This is a genomic window from Actinoplanes sichuanensis, from assembly GCF_033097365.1.
GTDB lineage: Bacteria > Actinomycetota > Actinomycetes > Mycobacteriales > Micromonosporaceae > Actinoplanes > Actinoplanes sichuanensis.
The window spans coordinates 7,272,742-7,293,170 of the sequence record NZ_AP028461.1 but is presented as its reverse complement, the minus strand read 5'-3'; the positions used below and the strand labels follow the sequence as shown (position 1 = coordinate 7,293,170).

The following is a 20,429-nucleotide window of genomic DNA, read 5'->3' as shown; positions in this document are numbered from 1 at the left end:
CACGTCAGGACTCCGGGTGGTGCGGCTCGTGGCCGCCGTCACCGGTGTTGAACGTGCCCTGCGGTCCGGCCGGGGCCGGCAGCTTGAACGGCTTGCCGGGGACCGGCTTACCCTTCACACCGTTCACCGACTCGGTCGAGTAGGCGTAGGTGAGCTGCGCGAACGCGATCAGGTCGCTGTTCACCTCGAGGGCCTTGCGGTCCAGGTTGGTGATGTCGTCGCCGGCCGCGTGGTAATTCGGGTCGAACGACGCACCCGCCGTGCCGCCCCAGATCGTGGCCTGCTGTTCGGTCTTGACCACCTCGGCGCCGGTGAACAGTCCGCCGGACGGGATGCCCGCCTCGATGAACGCCTGGTAGTCGCTGCGGCCGGAGAACTCCGCGTCGTCGTACGGCAGCTTCTTCCACGTGTAGTACGACTCGAAGAGGTCCTCGAGCGCGGTCGAACCCGCCGGCACCACGACCGGGGCCGGGAACGACGACTCGTCCGCGTCGTACACCTGGAAGATGTAGTTCGGCGAGCCGACCATGTCGTAGTTCAGGTAGAGGGCGATCTTGTCCTTCTCCGCCTGGGACAGCTCCGCGACGTACGCCGCCGAGCCCAGCAGTCCCTCCTCCTCGGCGCCCCACCAGGCGAACCGGAGAGTGTTCTGCGGCTTGACCTTGGCCAGGGTCAGCGCCGTCTCCAGGATGGCGGCCGAACCGGAACCGTTGTCGTTGATGCCCGCGCCGGCGGTGACGCTGTCCAGGTGCGAACCGGCCATCACCACGTTGTTCCGGTTCTTACCGGGCAGCTCGGCGATCACGTTGACGTCGGTCCGGGTCTCGGTCGGCAGCACCCGCACGTGCGCCGTCGAACCGGCCGCGGCCAGGGCGGCCCCATCGGCGAAGCTTGCGCCCACCACCGGGACCGTGACACCCGGGTCGTCGCCGAGCGTGCCGACGATCAGGCCCTCCCGGGTCGGGTCGTTGCCCTGGTTGAACAGGACCACGGCCTCCGCGCCGGCCGCCTCGGCCAGCTGCGCCTTCACGACGAAGTTGCAGGTACCACGCTGGACCAGGGCGATGTCGGCGGTCCCGCTGAAGTCCAGACCGGTGAAGTCGGTCGCCTCGCAGCCGCTGCTGCTGGCCCGGTCACCGGTCAGGTTGACGTCGACCGGGATGACCTTGCCGGTCACGTCACCGGACGGGCTGTTGGTGAAGGCGCCCGTCTCGTACGAGGCCGCGGTCGGGGTGATCTGGTCCAGCACCGCCGGGAAGGCGAACTGGAACTCGAACGGGTCCAGCGTGACCTTGTAGCCGGCCTTACGCAGCAGCCCGGACACGTACTTGACGCTGTCCGCGTAGCCCTTCGTGCCGGCCGCCCGACTGTCCGGGTAGACCGGGTCGGTGCTGCGGTCGGCGATCTTCTGGAATGCCTTGAGGTGCTTCAGCACGCCGTCCACCGTCACGCACTTCAGAACTTCTGCATAGGTGTCGTTGACCTGCTTGGCGCACGGGTCGTGTCCGCCGTGCCCATGGCCGTGACCGCCTGCCGATGCGGCGGTGGCCGGGGCGACGGTCAGTACGGTGGCGATCGCCGCCGCACTCAGGACACGGACCGAACGGCGCCGGGTCGGCGCCACGTCGTCGTGACTCATCTACGGGTTTCTCCTGTCCATTTCGGAGCTCGCATCACCGTAAGAGAAGGCGGGTGTCGATGGCCACCGGCTGAAATCGGCCCGTCCTGCGTGATATGCGGCGGACCGGGACTGCCTGTCGTGGGTTTCGGCCGCCGTCACTGATTACGGGAGGTGTATCGGGTTCTCGGTTAATCATGACAAACAGGTCATTACCGTCCGCATGGAGCTCTGGGCGACCCGGTGTCCGGTCGCGGCGGGCGGTGGGGAGCTGAGGGGCGGCTGAGAAGTACCGCGAATGCGGTATGCCGGTGGCCCGCGCTGGGAGGACGACGGGGCGGCGGTCGGCGAGCAGGCTGATGGCGTGACGTCGATCGTGGAGAGTGCCGCCCGCGGGCTATCGCCGATCGGCCGGCGGTGGCTGCGGGTGGGGCTGATTCTGCTGGTCGGGGTGGTCGCCGTGGTCGCTCTGCGCGGGCGGATCCCGGATGTCGCCGACGTCGGGCGGATCCTGCTCGCGGCCGATCCCTGGTGGACCGTGGCGGCGGCCGGAGCGGCGCTGGCGTCCCAGATGGCGTTCGCGGCTCAGCAGCGGCGGCTTCTCGCCGGACTCGGAGTGGACCTGCCGCCTGGGCGGGCGGTGGCCCTGACACTCAGCCGGTCGGCGATCAGCATGGCGGTTCCGGCCGGGTCGGCGGTGTCGGCGGCGTTCGCGTTCCGGATCTACCAGCGGCACGGGGCCAGTGGCACCGTCGCGGCGATCGTCACGGCCGTCTCCGGGATCCTGTCGGCGGCGGCGCTCGGGCTGCTCTACGGTGCGGGCTGGCTGGTGGCCGATCCTTCGATGATCGGGCTGGTGGTCGGTGGGGGCGCTCTGGCCGTACCCCTGCTGGGGTTGATCTGGAGTGGTCAGCGGGACCGGATCGCTCGCGGTGCCCGGCGGATCGCTCGTCGTCGGCCGGCCCTCGGGGCGGCCCTGCGGGGGCTGCGTGACCTGCCGCGACGTAGCTGGCTCGGCGCCCTGCGGGCGGCCCTGGTGAACTGGTCCCTCGACATGTCATGCCTGGCCGCGGCGGCGGTGGCCTGCGGTGGCGAGCTCGGGTGGGGGCGGCTCGCGTTGATCTATCTGGCTGTTCAGGTGGTCCGGCAGGTGCCGATCACGCCCGGTGGGGTCGGGCTGATCGAGGCGAGCATGCTGGCCGGTCTGATGGCGGCCGGGATGCCCGAGGCGACCGGGGCGGCGGTGGTGCTGCTCTATCGGCTCGCCTCGTTCTGGATGATGCTGCCGCTCGGCCTGCTGGGATGGCTCCGGCTGCGGACTCCGGTCTGGAGTTCCGGCTGATCGTCGATCATCATGGTTCGTCATGGCGGACATCGACGGGATCATCGGTTCCCTGCTCATCGCGGTGGTCTTCGGGTTTCTCCTGGTGAGCACCGTGCTGGGCGTGATCAGGGGGCCGCAGCTGCTCGCGGCGGTGGCCCGGGACCGGGCGAGGTTCTTCCGCAACAGCATCCTCACCATGATCGGGCTGGTCGTGAACGGGCTGCTCGCCGTGGCGATCCATCCCGATCTGACGTTCGGCGACGTCGGGTGGCGGGCGCCCGAGGGGAACTGGCAGGACTACCTCTACACCGGGTACTTCCTGGTGCTCCTGCTGGTCGTCTACCTGCGGTCACGGAAGGGTCCGCTGTCACCGTCGGTCACGGCGCTGCTGCCCCGCACCGGTCGGGAGCGATGGCTGGCCGGTGGGACGGCGGTCGCGTTCGGGATCGGGGAGGAGTTCCTGTATCGCGGGCTGCTGCCGGCGGTGGGCACCGAGCTGCTCGGGCTGCCGCTGTGGGTCGCGGCGGTCGTCGCATGGGTGCTGTTCGTGGCGGGGCACGCCTACCAGGGCCGGCGTGCCCTAATCACCATCGGGGTGCTCGGGCTGCTGTTCACGATGATCTACGTGAGTTCGATGAGCCTGGTGCTGCCGATGCTCGTGCACACGCTCTGGGACGCCGTCGTGTTCCTGCTGATCAAGCCACGACCGACGGTGGTGGACGCGCCGGTGGTGCAGGCCCCGGTGGCGGAGACGCCGGTGGTGGAGACCCCGGTGGTGGAGGCGCCGCTGCGCCTGCGGGCCGCCGCGCCGGACTGAAATCGATCGGGAAAGCGGAACCGGAACGTCCGGAATGGTTTCTAGCATCGCCGGTATGGCTATCGCACGTTTCCCCACCATCGTCATCGACTGCCCGGACCCGGCCGCGCTCGCCAAGTTCTACGGCGAGATGCTCGATTGGAAGGCGGAGGCCTCCGAGGACTGGGTCGACCTCAAAGCCGACTACGGGCAGTGCATCTCGTTCCAGCAGGTCGAGAACTACCGTCCGCCGGTCTGGCCGGGGCAGGAGGTGCCGCAGCAGTTCCACCTCGACGTGGTCGTCGACGACCTCGACACGGCCGAGGCCGCGGTGGTCGCGCTCGGCGCCACCAAGCACGCCCACCAGCCCGGCACCACGTTCCGGGTCTTCCTCGACCCGGCCGGGCACCCGTTCTGCCTCTGCCTGAACTGACGGATGCGGGCGCCGGCTCGAGGACCGGCGCCCGCGTACCGCCTCAGCGCTTGTGGACGAGGGTGATCCGGTAGGTGGCGGTGACGGTCCCGTCCTCACTGGTGGTGACGACGGTGCGGGTGGTGCCCGAGCCGGTGACCGTCGCGGTGGCGTACGGGTCGGTGGTCTCCACGGTCACCAGGGCCCGCTTCGGTTCGCCCGCCGGCACCCGCCAGGTGGTGACGGCCGGGTCGAAGTCCTTGATCGGCACGTCGTCGACCAGGATCGACGAGGCCGACGCATCGCTGCCGACGCCGGGCGCCTTGGCGTACACCTGAAGCTCGGAAACGGTCAGGTAGCCGTCCGGGGTCGGGGTGAGACGCAGGCAGAACGCGCCGGTGGTGCCGGGGGTGAGCGGGATGTCCACGACGGGCGAGGTGACCTTGATCGGCGACCCGACGACCTCGCAGCCACCGCCGGCGACCGGGGTGCCGGCCTGGACGGTGGCGGCGATGCCACCACCCGACGAGTTGTCCGGGTAGAAGTGCAGCACCGCCCGGCCCGCCGATCCGCCGGCCGGCAGGGTCGCGGTCAGGGTCTCGACCGGGTTGCGGCCCGACCCCTTCCAGTTCGACCAGGCCTTGTCGGTGAGGTTGCCGTTGGTGAGGCCGACCGTCGAGTAGCCGGGCTCGGTGAAGGAGGCGCCCACCGTGACCCCGCTGAGCAGGCCCTCGGACGGTGTGGTGACCTGCACCCGGGCGGTCGCCGGCAGCGTCTGGCCGGGAACCACCGTGGCGGTGCCGGTCACCGTCACCACGCCGAGCTTGCTGTAGTCGCCGGAGCCCCAGGTGACGGGCAGGGTGGCCAGGCTGCCGTTCCGGCCGTAGGCGGTCACCGTGGTGGGCATCTCCGGAATGCCACCGACGTAGGTCTTGGCCCGTGCCGGTCCGGTCCACGTCCACACGTCCACGGCCACCTTGGCGGTCGCGTCGACGGCCTGGCCGAGCGCGTCGGTCGCGGTGCCCCGGACGAAGACGGTGCCCGGTTCACGCCACTCCGACGCGTCGGGCAGCGTCCAGGTGACCGGCAGGGCGCGGTGCTCACCGCTGGGGAGGATCGCCGTCACCGTCGCCGGGAGCGCGGGGGCCTGTCCGGGCACGGTGTGCGCGAGCGCGATCTCGAGGTCCCCGACCGTCTCGTCCTTGAGCGTCCACCGCTGGTTCGCCCCGGAGGTGGGCAGGTAGATCCCGACCCGCGAGCCGTTCGTCGTCGACTCCCCGTTCACGTCGAGCAGCCGCCGGGCCCCCACGTTGATCAGCGTGTAGGAACCGTCCCCGGTGGTGGAGAACAGCCAGCGCGCGGCATCGTCGTCGTCCGGTGCGGCGGCCTCGACGACCGCGTTTCCGTCCCGGACCGCCAGTCGCTGCCCGGTGCCCGCGTTGATCAGCTGGTAGTGCTCGTGGTCGTCCTCGGCCCGTACGGTCCACAGCTGGTCGGTGGCCGTCGTGCTGTTGTCGCGGATCACCAGGCCGGTGCCGGACGGGGTCAGCGAGCGCCGGCTGGGCACCCCTTCGAATCGGTAGGTGCGACCCTCCCGCAGGTGCGACGTGCCCGGGTCGGTGAGCGAGCTGACCAGGAAGGTCGTCACGGACTGGGCGGGAACGGTGAGGGTGGCCTGCTTGTCGGTGACCCGTACCGCGGTGCCCTTGATCAGCTTGCCGCTCGCGCTGGTGACGACGGGGGTGATCGTGGCGCGCTTGCCGACGTGGAACCTCGACAGGTCGATGGTGACGTTCTCGGCCGTCGCGGCCGGGTTGGCGTGCACGACGGTCAGGTCGTCGTTCGCCGAGAGCGCCGCGACGCTCCGGGTTCCGTCGACCTTCACCAGGTGGTCGCCGGGGCGGATGTAGTGGGTGAAGTTCCGGATCGTGTCGAACTTGGTGTTCGTCTGGATCGGGCACGTGGCCAGGGTGTCCGTCGTCGTGCAGTCGAACGGGATGTGGATGGCGCCCCACTGGAGGTTGCCCTCGGCGATCATGTTCTTGGCGTCCTCGACCGGCTGCCACAGCACCCAGGCCGACGGCTCCAGCTCACGCAGGTCGTCGATGATCCGCTGGGCCATGCCGAGGCCGGAGTCCATGCTGGTGAAGTCCTTGCCCCAGCTGCCCTCGACCTCGCTCATCCACAGCGGCTTCTGCTCGGCCTTGGCGATGTCGCGCACGCTGGTCCGGCGCCCGGTGCCGTAGGTGTGCACGTTGATCCGGTCGACCGCGGCCTGGGCGGCCGGGGTGAGGCCGTACCAGTCGGTGACCAGGGTCCCCGGGTTGGTCTCGTCCGGCGCCGCGATGGCGCGGTCCGGCGCGACGCGGTTCAGCGCCTCGATCACCGCGGCCTGCGAGGCCGGTCCGGCGTGGGCACCCTCCTGGCGGCCTCCGGTGGGCTGGCCGTTCGGACCCAGGGTGGTACGCCAGTAGTTCGTGTTCGGCTCGTTGAGCGGCTCGATGGTGTCGACCGTGATCTTGTGTGTCTTCTCCAGGAACTCGGTGACCCGGGTGAGGTAGGTCGCGAAGTCGTCGAGTGTCTCGGGCCGGATCTGGTCGGTGTTCGGGTCGAAGCCGCCGCTGACGTACCCGCTGACGGTCTGGAACCAGGGTGGCGAGTTGCTGAACGTCTCCCAGTGGTCGACCCGGCTCTTGACCTTGTCGACCCACCAGCGCTGGTTGGCGTCGGCCTGCCAGTTCCAGTGCTCGGGATTGTCCGGATCCCACCAGTCCTTGTCGGCCGGCGTGTAGGTGGCCGGCGCCTTCCACCAGCCCGGCACGGCGCCGCCGGGCCGCAGGTAGGGCGCGACCGTCGGCGCGTTGCCGCCGCCGATGTTGTAGCGGGCGATGTTCAGGTTCAACCCGTTCGCCCCGAAGAGCATGTCGGCGAGCCTGTTGCGGATCTCGTCGGGGTAGCCGCCGGTCACGTCGGCGAACCAGGCGAGGCTGGTGCCCCAGCCCTCCCACTCCGGCCCGTGGTAGCTCGGGTCGATGGTGATCGTGGTGGCCGCGGCCGGAGCGGCCGCGGCGGCCGCGGGTGGTGCCCCGGCCAGGGTCGAGACGGCCAGCGCCGTGGCCGTGAGGAGCGCTCGAATCTTCATCGCAGTCCCTCGGTTGGTCGGCCGGCCCGGGAGCTGTCTTCAGACGGCTCCGAGGACCGGCCGGGTGGGATGGTTACGTAAACATTTGGTGATATGGATGTCAACGGGGAGCGGGCCGGGGATCCCCGACCCGCTCCCACCGCGTCAGGAGACGATGCCGCCGCCGTCCAGGTTCGCGTCGCTCACCTCATGGACGACCTTTCCGGTACGGGTCTGCCAGACCCTGATGTAGATCCGGTCCTTCCGCCCGTCCACGGCGGTGATCAGCACGCTGTATCCGGCCGCGCCGTTCCACGTACCGCTGCCCAGAAGCAGGCCGGTCGGCCCGCAGACCAGCGCCGGAGTCAGGTTCGCCGACTCGAGGACACCCTTCGGCGTGCTGATCCACGCCTTCCCGGTGGCCTTGCCGGACCGGGCCACGAACGCGAAGTCGGTCGTCCCGCTCCAGCCGCTGCCCGCCACCTGACCGGCCTTCGGCTGGTAGACGGCCACGAACGGCAGGACACCACTCGCCGTCGCCCCGTCGTCGTCGCTGACCGTCACCGACGGCCGGTACAGCCCGGCGGTCGTGTACTGGTGCCGGACCGTGCAGACGCCCGCGGTCACCGACCCGGCCGACGTCGAACCGTCGCCCCAGGTGGCCGTACAACTGAGGGTGTCGGCGCCGGGGTCGCGGACCGGAACCTTCCGAACGATCTCGGTCCTGATCGCGACCGGCGCGTCGGGCGCCGGGCGACCGGCCGGAACGGTGACCGTCGGAGCCGCGTTGACCACCGTGATCGTCGCCGAGTCGCGGCTGCTCCCGGCGGTCAGCGTGACCGTGTAGGAACCGTTGTCGGTGCAGGTCAGCGTGGTCGCCGCGGCATGCGGGTCGGCGATGGCGCAGGCGGTCGAGTTCACCGTCCACGTCGGCCGGTTGGCGCTGTTGGAGACCGTGCCGGCCAGGGCGATCGCGCTGCCCTCGGGTCCGCCGGTGTCCGGTCCGGCCCCGGCCACCGTCACCGGAGCGATGCTCTCCAGCGTCGGCACGACCGGCTTGATCGCCCCGTCCGCCGCGAACTCGAGCCGGTCGATCGTGGTCTCCCGGTGTGTGCCGTCCCCGCCGGGGATCGCGAACCGGTGATAGGCGGTGTACCAGTCGTCGGAACCCGGAACCCGGACCACCGAGTGGTGACCGGTGCCGAGGATGCCCAGCGACGAGTCCTTCGACAGGATCACGCCGACCCGGTCACTCCACGGCCCGAGCGGTGACGAACCGGTCGCGTACGCCACCCGGTAGTCGGCGCTGCGGGTGTCGTTCTCCGACCACATGAAGTAGTAGACGCCGTTGCGCTTGATGACGAAGCTGCCCTCGTTGTAGTTCGTGGGCTTGTACGTCTTCACCAGCGCGGGGTCGAACGAGACCATGTCGTCGTTCAACGGCACCTGGTACGAGTTGCCGTTACCCCAGTACAGGTACGACTTCCCGTCGTCGTCGGTGAACACCGCCGGGTCGATCATCTGGCCCGGGTAGGTGCCGCCCGCGACCAGCGGCTTGCCGAGCGCGTCGACGAACGGGCCGGCCGGGGAGTCGGCCACCGCCACACCCAGGTGCTTGGCCGTGTTGCCGGTGGCCAGACCGCCGGAGAAGTAGAAGTAGTACTTGCCGCCACGAGAGGCGATCGTCGGCGCCCACGCGCTGTTGTCGGCCCAGCTCACGTCCGGCCCGAGGTCCAGGATCACGCCGTGGTCGGTCCAGTCGACCAGGTTCTTCGAGGACCAGGCGTGGAACTGAGTGCCGGACCAGCCGGCGAACCCGTCGGTGGTGGCGTGGATCCAGAACGTGTCGCCGAAGACCGAGATGTTCGGGTCCGCGTTCAGCCCCGGCAGGATCGGCGACTTCATGACCAGGGCGCTCACCACCCACGTCCGTTTGGTTCCGTCGGCGGCGGTCACCGTGTAGGTCACCGGCTTCGTGAAGTCCTGCGGCGTCGCCGGGTCGATGCTGCTGCCCTTGGCGAGGGTGAAGGACGGAGCCAGCCGCGTGACGTCGGTGCCCGGCTTGACCGGCAGCTTCACCGTGCCGGCCGGGTCGTCGATGAGCGCGTCGGCCTTCAGCTCCGGCAGCGTGACCCCGCCGATGCTGGTGGTACGGCCGGCCAGCTCCAGGATCTCCGAGGCCGACAGTGCGACGTCGTAGATCCGGAAGTCGTCGACCTCACCGGCGTAGTACGGGTCGGCCGAGTAGAGCGAACGCCCGACGTAACCGCTGTAGTTCTTCGACGCGTCGTACAGGTCGGACGGCTTGACCGTGACCCCGGTGGCGGCCGCGACCTTCGTGCCGTTCAGGTACATCGCCGCGTTCGACCCGTCGATGGTGACCGCGAGGTGCTGCCAGCTGCCGCCGGGCAGCGCGGCACTGTGCGACATCTGCTTCTCGGCCTGCCAGGACCCGGTGGTGATCGCCGAGAAGAGCACGTTGCTGCCGTTGCGCGGCCCGGTGAACAGGTACTTGTTGCTGTCCGGGCCGAGCGCGTAGATCCACTGGTTGATCGTGGTGGAGGCGGTCCACTTGGCCCAGATCGACACCGTCACGGCGCTCGCGCCCTTGAGCACGCCGTTCGGGATCGTGACGTACGGCGAGTTCGTGCCGCCGGACATCTTGAACGAGCCGTCCTGGACACCGGTGCCCCACGCCGGGGTGCGTACGTACGTGCCGTTGAAGTCGTTGCCGGAGGTGTCCCGGACGACGGTGCCGCTGGTCTCGTCGAACTGGTAGCGCAGCCGCAGGCCGATCGACGGGGTCGGCGGTTCCTCGTACTTCGCCGAGATCCGGTCGTACTCGGTCTTGGTGACCGGCAGGATGGTGCCGTGGCGCGGACGCGACGGCATCGTATACGTCGGTTCCGGCGTCCACACCCCCGAGTTCAGGTCGGTCGTCGAGAACGGGACGTAACCGCGGCCGCCGTACTCGTCGATGAACAGGTACCACTTGTCCTCGGTGTTCGACTTGAACACCAGCGGGCCCTCACCCTGGCTCAGCGCGCCCGAACCGATGCACTCGGCCTGGAAGTCCCAGTTCGTGCTCAGCAGGTCGGTGGACTTCTCCTGGATCAGGAACTTGCTGCACGGCGAGTTCGACGAGTTGTTCCGCTCGTCCTTGGTGATCCGGTGATAGACACCGTTGTGCTCGATCACCGTCGAGTCGATCACCGAGTAGCCGGGGTCCTTCCACACCTTCGGCTCACTGAACGTGCGGAAGTCCCGGGTGGTCGCGTACATCATCTTGTTGTAGGTGCTGCCGGTGTGGTTCGGGTCGTTCTCGGCGTACAGCTTCGACGCCCAGAACACCACGTAGGCGCCCAGTTCCGTCGAGTAGAACGCCTCCGGGGCCCAGGTGTTGCCGGCGGTGTCCGGGGAGACCTTGACCAGGCGCTGGTCGGTCCAGTTGACCAGGTCGGTGGACTCCCAGACCATGATCGACTTACTGCCGGTGCGCTGCGAGGCGTCCCAGTCGCCGTTGCCGTAGATCTTCAGGTCGGTGGCGATCTGGTAGAACTTGTCACCCTCCGGCGAGCGGATGATGAACGGGTCCCGCAGGCCCTGGGTGCCCAGTGTGGACGTCAGCACCGGGTTGCCATTGTTGATCTCGCGCCAGCTCAGCGGGTTGTTGCCGTTGCTCAGCGCGTTGTAGACCTGCTCGCCGTTCGAGTAGCCCTCACCGGTGAAGTAGCTGAACAGGTAGCCCTCGAACGCCTCCTTCGCCGGCAGCGGCGGGACCTTCGCGGTGAACTCGCGGGTCGCCGTGGCGGTTCCGACGGTGACGGTCGCCGTCAGCGTGACCGTTTTTGATGCCTCGCCGGTGGCGGGGCGGTGCACCACGCCGTCCGTTGCGATCGTCGCCGGGTCACTCGACGTCCAACTCGCCGACGTGGGCAGGGACAGGTTGCCCCGTACATCGTCGAGGTTGTGGATCGTCAAAGCCTTGACCGCGGCCTCCGCATTGGCCGCGTCGTCGAACGCGGCCTTGACCGTCACCTCGAAGGTCTTGGTTCCGGTCCGGTCGCCCCGGCTCAGCGTGGCCGTCAGCGTGGCGTGCGCGTCCGGCTCACCGGCCGGCGGGCGCACGATCTTCCCGGCGTCGCTGATCACGTCACGGTCGCTGGAGGTCCAGGTGACCTTCGAGCCGTACGGGGCGGTCGCCGGCAGATTCAGATCAGCGATCAGGCCGCTCGTGTCGCCCAGGTCGAGAGCCGCGACGTCGGCCGTGACCGCCTCGGCGTTCGCGCTCGCGGCCAGAGTCTCCACCTCGCCCGCGTTCAGTGCCCGGTCGTAGACGCGGACGTCGCGCATCCGGCCCTTCAGCAGCCGGTCGCCGGTGTAGTTCGACTTGCCGAAGTAGTTCGCCGTCGTCGTGCCGCCGCCGATCGCGCTCGGCAGGACGCTGACCGCGGTGTTCACGGCCACCGCGACGCCGTCCTCGTAGAGGGTTCCGGTCGTGCCGGTCTGCGTGTACGTGACCGTCTTCCATGTGCCGCGGGCCAGGTTGTGGCCGTCGGCCGGGCGGGTGTTCTGCTCGCCCGTCCAGTTGCTCAGGGAGATCGCGTTCCGGTAGCCGTTACCCGTCGCGAACAGGTAACCGTTGCCGTAGCCGGTCGACGTGTCGGTGTTGCCGAACCCGTAGAGGAAGTACGGGGTGCTCTGCGTCGCGTCGATCTTCACGTCGAACGACACACTCACCGAGTCGAGCGACTTCAGAAGATCATTAGGGGCTTTGAGGTACGTGTCGGAGCCGTTCAGCCCCAGACCCTGCCCCTGCTCCCAGGCCGGGGTGCCGACGACGGCACCGTCCCGACCGTTTCCGGACGAGTCGACAGCCACCGATCCGGAGGCTTCGTCCAGTTTGTACCAGAGGACCAGCCCGTCGGCGGCTTTCGCGGGCGACGGAACAGTAAGGAAACCGGCCACAACGGCCAATGCGGTGAGGGGCGTTAACACAAAAGCTCTGCGGCGCCCGGAGCGCCTGCTCATCAGCATGTTTCTCCCAGCCGAGGACGACCGCGCACACCAGCCGAGACCAGCGCGCGCGTAACGGGGGTGTTGCCAGAGTGTTAGCGCTCACAGCCTCGGCGTCAAGAACTTGTCACGCCCTTTGTTTCTCCAATGTGTCCCACCTGCCAGACGATCGGTGGGGCGTCAAGTGGGGAGGCCGGACCATTGGCGCCACTGTCTGATCGCGGGGAGGAGCTCCTGCTCCCGGGCGTCGGCCATCATGCGGACCCACATCGACTGGTAGGCCACGTCCAGGGCCGGGGCGGTCAGGACCTCTTCGAACAGCATTCGCGTGGCGGACGTGGCCTGGCTCGCCATCGCCATGTCGCGGGCGCCCCGTTGTGCCCTCGGGTCGTCGGGGCCGTCGAACGGGAACGTCACGATCAGTGCCATCAGCTCGTAGTAGTCGCCGAACGCCAGCATTCCGGTGGCGGTGGTCAGGTAGCGGACGTGGGTGGGTTCGGGCGCGTCCGGGGGCTCGGCGCAGAGCACTCCGACGGCCCGCAGACGCATCCGTGCCGCGTGGTGCAGCTGGGTGGCCCGCAGTTCGCGGCCGGCCCCGGTGGTGGCCAGTCGTGTCGCGTCGGGACGGTCCACGGACCGTAGCTGGAGCAGGTGCAGTTCGGTGAGATCGTCGAGCAGCAGGGCGGCGATGCGAGCGATCTCGGCGTCCAGTGGGGTGAGCGTCGCCGGGAGGTCGGCCTCGCGGCCGGCTATCGCGATCTTCAGCTCGGTGAGCGCCTCGGCCCGACCGTCCGGCCCCGCCTCATTCAGCAGGGCACGCAGGCTCCGGCTCGTCCACGACGCCATTTCCCTACGGTACCGCCCGAAGCGTCCGCATTCGAGTTTCATCTATGTCTCGGCGGTGGGCCCGGCACTGCCGCGCGGTGGGCGGAGGAGTCGTCGAGTGGGCCGGCCGGACCGGCCTTATCCTCGACGGTTGTGGCGGTGAATGACAACTCGGCGAAGCTTGCGGTTCTGATCGACGCGGACAACGCGCAGGCGTCGATCGTCGACGGGCTGCTCGCCGAGGTGGCGAAATACGGGACGGCGCACGTCAAACGGGCCTACGGTGACTGGACCGGCACGAGTCTGCGCGGCTGGAAGGACCAGTTGCTGGCCCAGTCGATCCAGCCGATCCAGCAGTTCTCGTACACGACGGGCAAGAACGCCACCGACGCTGCGATGATCATCGACGCGATGGACCTGCTGTACACCGGCCGGTTCGACGGGTTCTGCATAGTCTCCAGCGACAGTGACTTCACCCGGCTGGCGTCGCGGATCCGCGAGTCCGGCCTGACCGTGTACGGCTTCGGGGAACGCAAGACCCCGAAACCGTTCGTGGCCGCCTGCGACAAGTTCATCTACACCGAGAACCTCTCCGAACCGGAGGACGTGCCCGCCCCGGCGCCGAGCCCGGTGTCGGCGTCGGCCCAGCTCCGCGGCGACACCAGCCTGATGAACCTGATCCGCTCCGCGGTCGAGGCCGCCTCCGGTGACGACGGCTGGGCGCCGCTGGCCGCGGTCGGGCACATCATCACCAAGCAGCGTTCCGACTTCGACCCGCGCAGCTACGGCTATCCGAAGTTGGGCGGCCTGGTCACCGCGATCGGCCTGTTCGAGATCGACCGGCGCGACTCGGGCGACGGCAAGCCGGCGATCATCTGGATCCGCGACAAGCGCCGGTCGGGGAAGAAGGCGGCCGAGTGACCACGCGGGGCCGACGGCGGGACGCCGAGGAGAACCGGGACCGGATCCTGCGGGCGGCGCGCTCCCTGCTGGCCCGGCAGCCGGCGGCGAGCATGGACGACCTGGCGCAGGCGGCCGGGGTGGTCCGGCGGACGGTCTACGCCCACTTCCCGAACCGGGACGAACTGCTGGCCGGGCTGGCCGACAAGTGCTCGGCCGACCTGCTGGAGGCGCTGGGGCGTACCGACCGATCGGGTCTTGATCCGGAAGTCGCCCTGGCCGATTTCGCCCTCACCCTGTGGACCGCGGGCGAACAGTATCGCCTGCTCATCTCGCTGGCCGAGAGCAATCTCGGGATGGCCGGGCTGCGGGAGTTGCTGCATCCGATCGCGGCGCAGAGTTTCGCGTTGCTGGAGCGGGCGCGGGACACCGGCCGGTTCGCCACCCATCTGCCGCTGCCGGTGCTGAGTGCCGCACTGCAGGCGATGACCCTGGCCATGATGCAGGCGGCGAACGACGAGTTGTGGTCCGACGACGGCACCCGGGCGGCGACAGCGGTCCTGATCGCGGCCGGGTTGCCGGGAGCCGCCGCCGAGGAGGCGATCCGGCGAGCCATGTCACAGGATGTTGCACACGAGTGAGCATGAAAATTAGCCTCGTGGGGTGAACACCATGCTGGCCGGCATCGTCATCATCTTCTTCGGCGTCCAGGGCATCGCCCGCCTCACCGCCGCCCCGGAGGATCAGCGCGCCGCGGCGTACCACTTCGGGGTCTCCCTGTCCGAATACCGCAAGGTCTCCGGGCTGATGATCCTCGGCAGCGCCGGGGTGGCCGCCGGTCTCGTGGTGCCGGCGCTCGGCATCGCGGCGGCGGTCGGTCTGGTCGTCCTGATGGTGCTCGTCGCCGGGCTCCGGCTGCTGTGCCAGGACGGTGCGCTGCGGGTCGCGGTGCCGCTCGTCGTCGCCGTCCTCACCGCCGGAACCATGGTGTGGTGAGAATTCCCGATGGCGGCTCGGTGAACGCCATTGCGTCCGGCGTGGACGGCCGGTACTCACCTTAGAAATGAAGCGTCTTCTCTACGCCGCGCTCCTCGGGGCCGCGCTGATCACCGTTCCGACCCCGGCGCTGGCCGGCTCGTCGGGGGTGCGTTTCGCGACATACAACCTGTCGCTGAACCGGGCGTCCGAGGGTCTGCTCCGCGAGCACCTGGCCGACCCGAGCGTCGACGACGTCTACCGTCGGCAGGCCCGCAACGTAGCCGAGGTCATCCAGCGGGCCGCGCCCGACGTGGTGCTGATCAACGAGTTCGACTACGACCCGGAGGCGGCCCGGCTCTTCGCCGACAACTTCCTCGCCGTCGGGCAGAACGGCGCGCCCGCCCAGAAGTACCGGTACCGCTACGTCGCCCCGTCCAACACCGGCATCTCCTCCGGCTTCGACCTCAACAACAACGGCGTCATCGACACCACGCCCGGCGACGGCTCCTACGGCGACGACTCGTACGGGTACGGCATCTTCCCCGGCCAGTACGGCATGGTCGTCTACTCCAAATATCCGATCGACTACCAGGCGATCCGTACCTTCCAGCTGTTCAAGTGGAAGGACATGCCGGGCAATCTGATCCCGGCCGACTTCTACTCGCCGGAGGAACAGGCCGTGCTCCGCCTGTCCTCGAAGAGCCACTGGGACGTGCCGATCAGGATCGGACGCGAGACCGTGCACTTCCTGACCTCGCATCCGACGCCGCCCACGTTCGACGGCGCCGAGGACCGCAACGGCCGTCGCAACCACGACGAGATCCGGTTCTGGGCCGACTATGTGACGCCCGGTGGGTCCTCCCGGTACATCTACGACGACCGGGGGCGGCGAGGTGGCCTCCGGACCGGCGAGCAGTTCGTGATCGCCGGTGACCAGAACGCCGACCCGAACGACGGCGACTCCACCGGCGGCGCCGTCGAGCAGCTCCTGGGCCATCCGCTGATGAGCACCCGGGTCACCCCGGACAGCGCCGGCGGCCCGGAGGCGACGACCCTTCAGGGCGGCGCCAACCTCACCCACACCGGGAACCCGGCGTACGACACCGCCGACTTCGCCGACACCGCCCCCGGTAACCTGCGTGCCGACTACGTACTGCCGCGTGTCGGCCTTCAGGTCCGCGACGCCGGCGTGTTCTGGCCCGTCCAGGCCGACCCGCTGTCCCGGCTCAGTGGGGTATACAGCCCGGCCTGGTCGGCGGTCGGCGGCTACCCGACATCCGATCACCGTCTGGTCTGGGTGGATCTGAAGATTCGCTGCTGACTGTCCAATTCTCGCCAGTACGTTCTCATGACGGTCGATTGAGGGGAACCTGGATCGTCATGGACGTACTTGTGGTGGGTGGTGGCATCGCGGGCCTCGCCACGGCGCGGGCGCTGCGCCGCCGGGACGTACCGGTCACCGTCGCCGAACGTGGCGACGGTGACGGCGGCGGCCTCGGGATCAACCTGCCGGGCAACGCGGTCGCCGCGTTCGCGGTGCTCGGCCTCACCGACGGCCTCCACAAGATCGGCCGTCCGACCGGGCGTCGCGAATACCGTTCCAGCCGCGACCGGCTCCTCTTCCAGGTCGACGAGGACGCCTTCTGGGGCCCGGAGGCTCGGCCCCGGTGTGTGCGCCGGGCCGATCTGCTGGCCCTGCTGACGGACGGCCTGGACGCCACAATCCGACGATCGCTTCCGGTCACCAGAGTGCAGCCGATCGCCGGTGGTGCGGATGTCGAGTTCGGCGACGACACCGGGCAACGGTTCGGGTTCGTCGTCGGGGCGGACGGGGTGCGCTCGGTGGTCCGCGCCACCGCGATCGGGGCCGGCGCCACCCGAGAAGCTCTCCTCAGTCCCGCCAGCTGGCGTTTCATGGCGCCGAACCCGGGTGTCGACTGCTGGACGCTGTGGACCGGGCCGGGTGGCGCGTTCCTGCTGATCCCGGTCGACGATCAGCAGGTCTACGGGTACGCCTCGGCGACCGGCGGTGGACCGGTCAGCGCCGACCCCGATTGGTTACGGACGTCCTTTCGGGACTATCCGGCACCTGTCCGGCGCGTTCTCGACGGCATGACCGACCTCTACCACTCACCTGTCGAGGAGGTTCGTACGAGGTGCTGGTCCGCCGGACGCTGCGTCCTCGTCGGCGACGCCGCACACGCCACCGCCCCGGTCTGGGCGCAGGGCGCCGCCCTCGCCGTGGAGGACGGCCTGGTCCTGGCCGATCTCCTCGCCACCACCGACTGGGATGATGCCGGAGCCTGCTATGAACGCCTCCGCCGCGACCGCGTCGCCCACGTCCAGGCCGCCACCGACCGCTTCTCCCGCGCCGCGGCCCTCCCCGCGTGGCTACGCCACGCGCTGCTGCCGCTGATCGGCCCGCGCTCCTACCGCGACACCTACAACCCGTTGCGTCACCCTTTTCCCACACCCTGATCGGGTACGGCCGGTGGCGCTGTCAGTTCGGGGTGAAGAGGCCCTGGAGGCCGACGACGATCGCGATGATGCCGAAGACGGCCACCAGCAGGGCGGGGCCGGCGAGTTCGGCGGGGCTCGGAGCGGGGGCGGCCGCCGGCTCGGGGGACCCGGCACCGGCGGAGGCGGCTCCGGAGGCGGTGGCGGCCGGGACCGGGACGAGCGGGCGGCGGCCGGTGAGACGCTCCCAGGCGAGGATGACGCCGACCGCGATGCCGACGACCTCGAAGTGGAACAGGTGCGGGCCGGAGATCAGGTGGACGATCAGGAAGTAGCCACCGGCCACCAGCGCGACGATGCCGACCAGCCAGCGCCACGGGGCGATCCGGGCGGTCAGCCGGGCGATCACCGGAAAGCGGCCGAGCAGGGGAATGGCGAGCAGCAGGCCGCCGATGATGTTGGCGGCATCGAGCAGCAGGGCCATCAGCATGGGTGTCCGTCCTTCGGTCAGCGTCCCGCCGCAAGGGTAACTTGGAGCGCTCCCATCCGCATCGCGTCGGCGGCCGCACGCGATCGGGGTCAGCGGGGTGCGGCCGGTGCGCGCAGCAGCGGCCGCGTCGCGTAGGTGGCCAGCAGGGCCACCAGGCACAGGGCGGCCAGGCTGAGGAAACCGGCCCGGAACGAACCCGTCGCGTCCTTGACCGCGCCCAGGGCGTACACCAGGGCGAAGCTTCCGAGATTGGCGCAGAAGTTACCGAAACCGCTGATCAGGCCGGCGTTGCGGTCACCGAGGACCTGGAGTGGGAGGGCGAACAGCGGCCCGAAGTAGACCTGGATGGCGAGCGAGATCAGCGCCACCACCCCGAGCACCCCGAGCATGCCCGGTACGTAGGTGAGCAGGGTCAGCCCGAGGGTCAGAAGGGTGAGGGATCCTCCGATGACCAGCAGCGGACGGTTGAGGCGATCGGACAGGTACCCGCCGAGGTAGTTGACCGGCGCGCTGATCGCGGCCGCCACCGCCGCCACGAGACCGGCGGTGGCCAGGGACTGCCCGCGGTCGACGACCAGATAGGTCGGCAGCCAGAACGTGAAGCCCTGGGCGACGGCCAGTCGGGTGAACTGGATCACCCCGGTGAGCTGCACGATCCTCTGTCGGACGAGGTGGGGCAGTTCGGTGAACCGTACCGTTGAGGAGGCCTTGCGAAGCGGCGCCGGACCGGCCAGGAACCGGTAGAGGACCAGCGACAGCAAGCCGAAACCGGCGAACAGCAGGAACAGCGTCCGCCACCCGAGCGGGCCGACCAGCAGTGGCCCGATGGCGCTGAGCAGGATGTTCGACGAGAAGCCGCCGACCACGTAGAGGCCCATGGCGGTGGCCCGCCGGCCCGGCGGGAACAGCCTGGTCATCAGAAGCATGCCGGGCGTGAAGACCAGGGCGCGGAAGAACCCGGCGAGCGCCTGATCGAGCAGGAGCAGGGGGTACGAGTCGAGCACCGCGAACAGCATCGCCAGCAGGTTCATGCCGAGCAGCCCGATCATGAACAGCCGCCGTGGGGTGAACCGGTCGGCGAGGTAGCCGGACGGGACCTGCATCAGCGCGTAGGTGAGATTGCTCGCCGCCGCGAGTGTGCCGGCCTGGGTGAAGCTGAGGCCCAGATCGGTGCGGATGAGCGGCAGGAACAGCCCGATCCCACCGAAGATCAGGCCGATGCTGCTCTGGCAGACGACCAGAACGGTGATGACCGGCCGCCGGGACCGGGTGTCGCTGATCGTCACCCGTGGATCGTATGCGGCTAGCGTGTGCGCATGCCCGACACCATCGACGTACCCGGTTATCTCGCCCGTCTCGGCCTGCCCGAACTGGCTGGTCACGAGCCGTCCGTCCAGGCGTTGCGGGCGCTGCACCGGGCGCATGCCGAGCGGGTGCCCTACGAGTGTCTGGAGATCCACCTGGACCGGCCGACCACGGTCTGCCCGACCGAGTCGGCGCGGCGGATCATTTCCGGTCGTGGCGGTTACTGCTTCCATCTGAACGGCGCGTTCTCGGCGCTGCTGCGGACGCTCGGATACCAGGTCCGGCGGCATGTCGGCGGCGTGCAGGGCAACGCCGATCCGGCGCCCGAGATCACCGGGAACCACCTGGTGGTCACGGTTTCCGGTCTGCCGTCGGCCGAGTCGCCCGAGGGCGACTGGCTGGTCGATCTCGGCATGGGCGACGGCCTGCACGGTCCGCTTCCGCTTGTCGCGGGTCGATATCAGGATGGGCCTTTTCGGTACGGGCTCCGCGCGTCAGTGGTCGAGCCGGGCGGGTGGCGGTTCGACCATGACCCGCAGGGGAGCTTCAGCGGGATGGACTTCCGGTCCGCACCCGCTCGCATGTCGGACTTCCGGGACAAGCACCAGGAGTTGACCACTTCGCCGGAGTCGAGTTTCGTCCGGGTGGCGGTGGTCGCGCGCCGGGACGCGACCGGTGCCGACGTGTTGCGCGGGCTGACCCTGACCCGGATCGGCGCTGTTCCCTCGCGGACCGTACTGCTGACGGAAATCACCTATTTCACTGCGCTGGCCGACATCTTCGGCATCGTTCTGCCGGGTCCGGATCGGGCCGTTCTGTGGCCGCGGGTACTCGGCGCCCACCGCCGATGGGAGCGGGAGCAGGCGGATTTGCCAAGGTGAATGGCCCTCTGATCAATAGGGCGACGGGTCCACGCCGTCGATCTACATCTGACCGACCACAGCGAACCGTCGGTTGAGGACCGTCTGCGTTGGACCGCCGAGGCGCCCGGCTTCCAGGCCGCACTCGGCTACGTGGACGGTGAGCTGGTCGGGGCCGTGATGGGCTGTCCACTCCCGCCGGAGGAACGCGTCTCACTCGCTCACTCCTCGCGCTGCGCCGTCCGCCGTCTCCGGCGGGGTCCGCCCCCGCCGGAGAAGTCCGCGGCCGAGTGCCCGGGCCGGGGCGCGGCTGGATCTCCCGCTGCT

The 20,429-nt window shown here is 69.4% G+C and carries 15 protein-coding genes; 9 read left to right on the top strand and 6 right to left on the bottom strand.

Features of this window, described 5'->3' with window-relative positions; all coding sequences use genetic code 11:
- Window positions 1-4: 4 nt before the first annotated feature.
- The gene (locus Q0Z83_RS33620; RefSeq protein ID WP_317787261.1) at window positions 5-1,639 is read right to left on the bottom strand and encodes a M28 family metallopeptidase; all 1,635 of its coding nucleotides are present in this window, start codon (window positions 1,637-1,639) and stop codon (window positions 5-7) included.
- A 277-nt stretch (window positions 1,640-1,916) separates the two neighbouring features.
- Here Q0Z83_RS33620 and Q0Z83_RS33615 point away from each other — a divergent pair, with 277 nt between their 5' ends.
- Genes Q0Z83_RS33615 through Q0Z83_RS33605 form a run of 3 tightly spaced genes read left to right on the top strand, consistent with a single transcriptional unit; the run spans window position 1,917 to window position 4,171 of the window.
- Entirely contained in the window at window positions 1,917-2,960 is a 1,044-nt protein-coding gene (locus Q0Z83_RS33615; RefSeq protein ID WP_317787260.1) for a lysylphosphatidylglycerol synthase transmembrane domain-containing protein, read from the top strand.
- A 22-nt stretch (window positions 2,961-2,982) separates the two neighbouring features.
- Window positions 2,983-3,759 (top strand): CPBP family intramembrane glutamic endopeptidase, encoded by a 777-nt coding sequence (locus tag Q0Z83_RS33610; RefSeq protein WP_317787259.1) that lies wholly within the window; start codon window positions 2,983-2,985, stop codon window positions 3,757-3,759.
- A gap of 55 nt (window positions 3,760-3,814) precedes the next feature.
- Window positions 3,815-4,171, top strand: coding sequence for a VOC family protein (locus Q0Z83_RS33605; RefSeq protein WP_317787258.1), 357 nt, complete (start codon window positions 3,815-3,817; stop codon window positions 4,169-4,171).
- Between the two features lie 43 nt (window positions 4,172-4,214).
- On the opposite strand, the gene Q0Z83_RS33600 is transcribed toward Q0Z83_RS33605, so the two are convergent.
- From Q0Z83_RS33600 to Q0Z83_RS33590, 3 genes are all read right to left on the bottom strand, one after another.
- Complete coding sequence (locus tag Q0Z83_RS33600) at window positions 4,215-7,292, bottom strand: RICIN domain-containing protein (protein ID WP_317787257.1); 3,078 nt, start codon at window positions 7,290-7,292, stop codon at window positions 4,215-4,217.
- 144 nt (window positions 7,293-7,436) lie between these two features.
- On the bottom strand, window positions 7,437-12,239 hold the full coding sequence (locus Q0Z83_RS33595; protein WP_317787256.1) for a family 43 glycosylhydrolase: 4,803 nt from the start codon (window positions 12,237-12,239) through the stop codon (window positions 7,437-7,439).
- A 228-nt stretch (window positions 12,240-12,467) separates the two neighbouring features.
- On the bottom strand, window positions 12,468-13,133 hold the full coding sequence (locus tag Q0Z83_RS33590) for a hypothetical protein (protein WP_317787255.1): 666 nt from the start codon (window positions 13,131-13,133) through the stop codon (window positions 12,468-12,470).
- Window positions 13,134-13,271: 138 nt separating this feature from the next.
- Between Q0Z83_RS33590 and Q0Z83_RS33585 the strand changes: the two genes are divergently transcribed.
- The 5 genes from Q0Z83_RS33585 (at window position 13,272) to Q0Z83_RS33565 (ending at window position 17,468) form a co-directional block, all read left to right on the top strand.
- On the top strand, window positions 13,272-14,033 hold the full coding sequence (locus Q0Z83_RS33585; protein ID WP_317787254.1) for an NYN domain-containing protein: 762 nt from the start codon (window positions 13,272-13,274) through the stop codon (window positions 14,031-14,033).
- Window positions 14,030-14,653 (top strand): TetR/AcrR family transcriptional regulator, encoded by a 624-nt coding sequence (locus tag Q0Z83_RS33580; RefSeq protein WP_317787253.1) that lies wholly within the window; start codon window positions 14,030-14,032, stop codon window positions 14,651-14,653. Before Q0Z83_RS33585 ends, Q0Z83_RS33580 begins: the two co-directional genes overlap by 4 nt.
- A gap of 31 nt (window positions 14,654-14,684) precedes the next feature.
- The gene (locus Q0Z83_RS33575) at window positions 14,685-15,008 is read left to right on the top strand and encodes a DoxX family protein (RefSeq protein ID WP_317797182.1); all 324 of its coding nucleotides are present in this window, start codon (window positions 14,685-14,687) and stop codon (window positions 15,006-15,008) included.
- Between the two features lie 67 nt (window positions 15,009-15,075).
- The gene (locus tag Q0Z83_RS33570) at window positions 15,076-16,311 is read left to right on the top strand and encodes an endonuclease/exonuclease/phosphatase family protein (protein ID WP_317787252.1); all 1,236 of its coding nucleotides are present in this window, start codon (window positions 15,076-15,078) and stop codon (window positions 16,309-16,311) included.
- 59 nt (window positions 16,312-16,370) lie between these two features.
- Window positions 16,371-17,468 carry an FAD-dependent oxidoreductase gene (locus Q0Z83_RS33565; RefSeq protein WP_378078797.1) on the top strand — a complete coding sequence of 366 codons (1,098 nt, stop codon included), beginning with the start codon at window positions 16,371-16,373 and terminating at the stop codon, window positions 17,466-17,468.
- 22 nt (window positions 17,469-17,490) lie between these two features.
- Here the strand turns inward: Q0Z83_RS33565 and Q0Z83_RS33560 are convergent, their stop codons facing one another.
- Together Q0Z83_RS33560 and Q0Z83_RS33555 are read right to left on the bottom strand one after the other, a co-directional pair.
- Window positions 17,491-17,937 carry a hypothetical protein gene (locus Q0Z83_RS33560; RefSeq protein ID WP_317787251.1) on the bottom strand — a complete coding sequence of 149 codons (447 nt, stop codon included), beginning with the start codon at window positions 17,935-17,937 and terminating at the stop codon, window positions 17,491-17,493.
- A gap of 89 nt (window positions 17,938-18,026) precedes the next feature.
- A complete protein-coding gene (locus Q0Z83_RS33555) occupies window positions 18,027-19,223 on the bottom strand; it encodes an MFS transporter (RefSeq protein WP_317787250.1) in 1,197 nt (398 codons plus the stop codon).
- A gap of 30 nt (window positions 19,224-19,253) precedes the next feature.
- Here Q0Z83_RS33555 and Q0Z83_RS33550 point away from each other — a divergent pair, with 30 nt between their 5' ends.
- Entirely contained in the window at window positions 19,254-20,123 is an 870-nt protein-coding gene (locus Q0Z83_RS33550) for an arylamine N-acetyltransferase family protein (RefSeq protein WP_317787249.1), read from the top strand.
- Window positions 20,124-20,429: the final 306 nt, after the last annotated feature.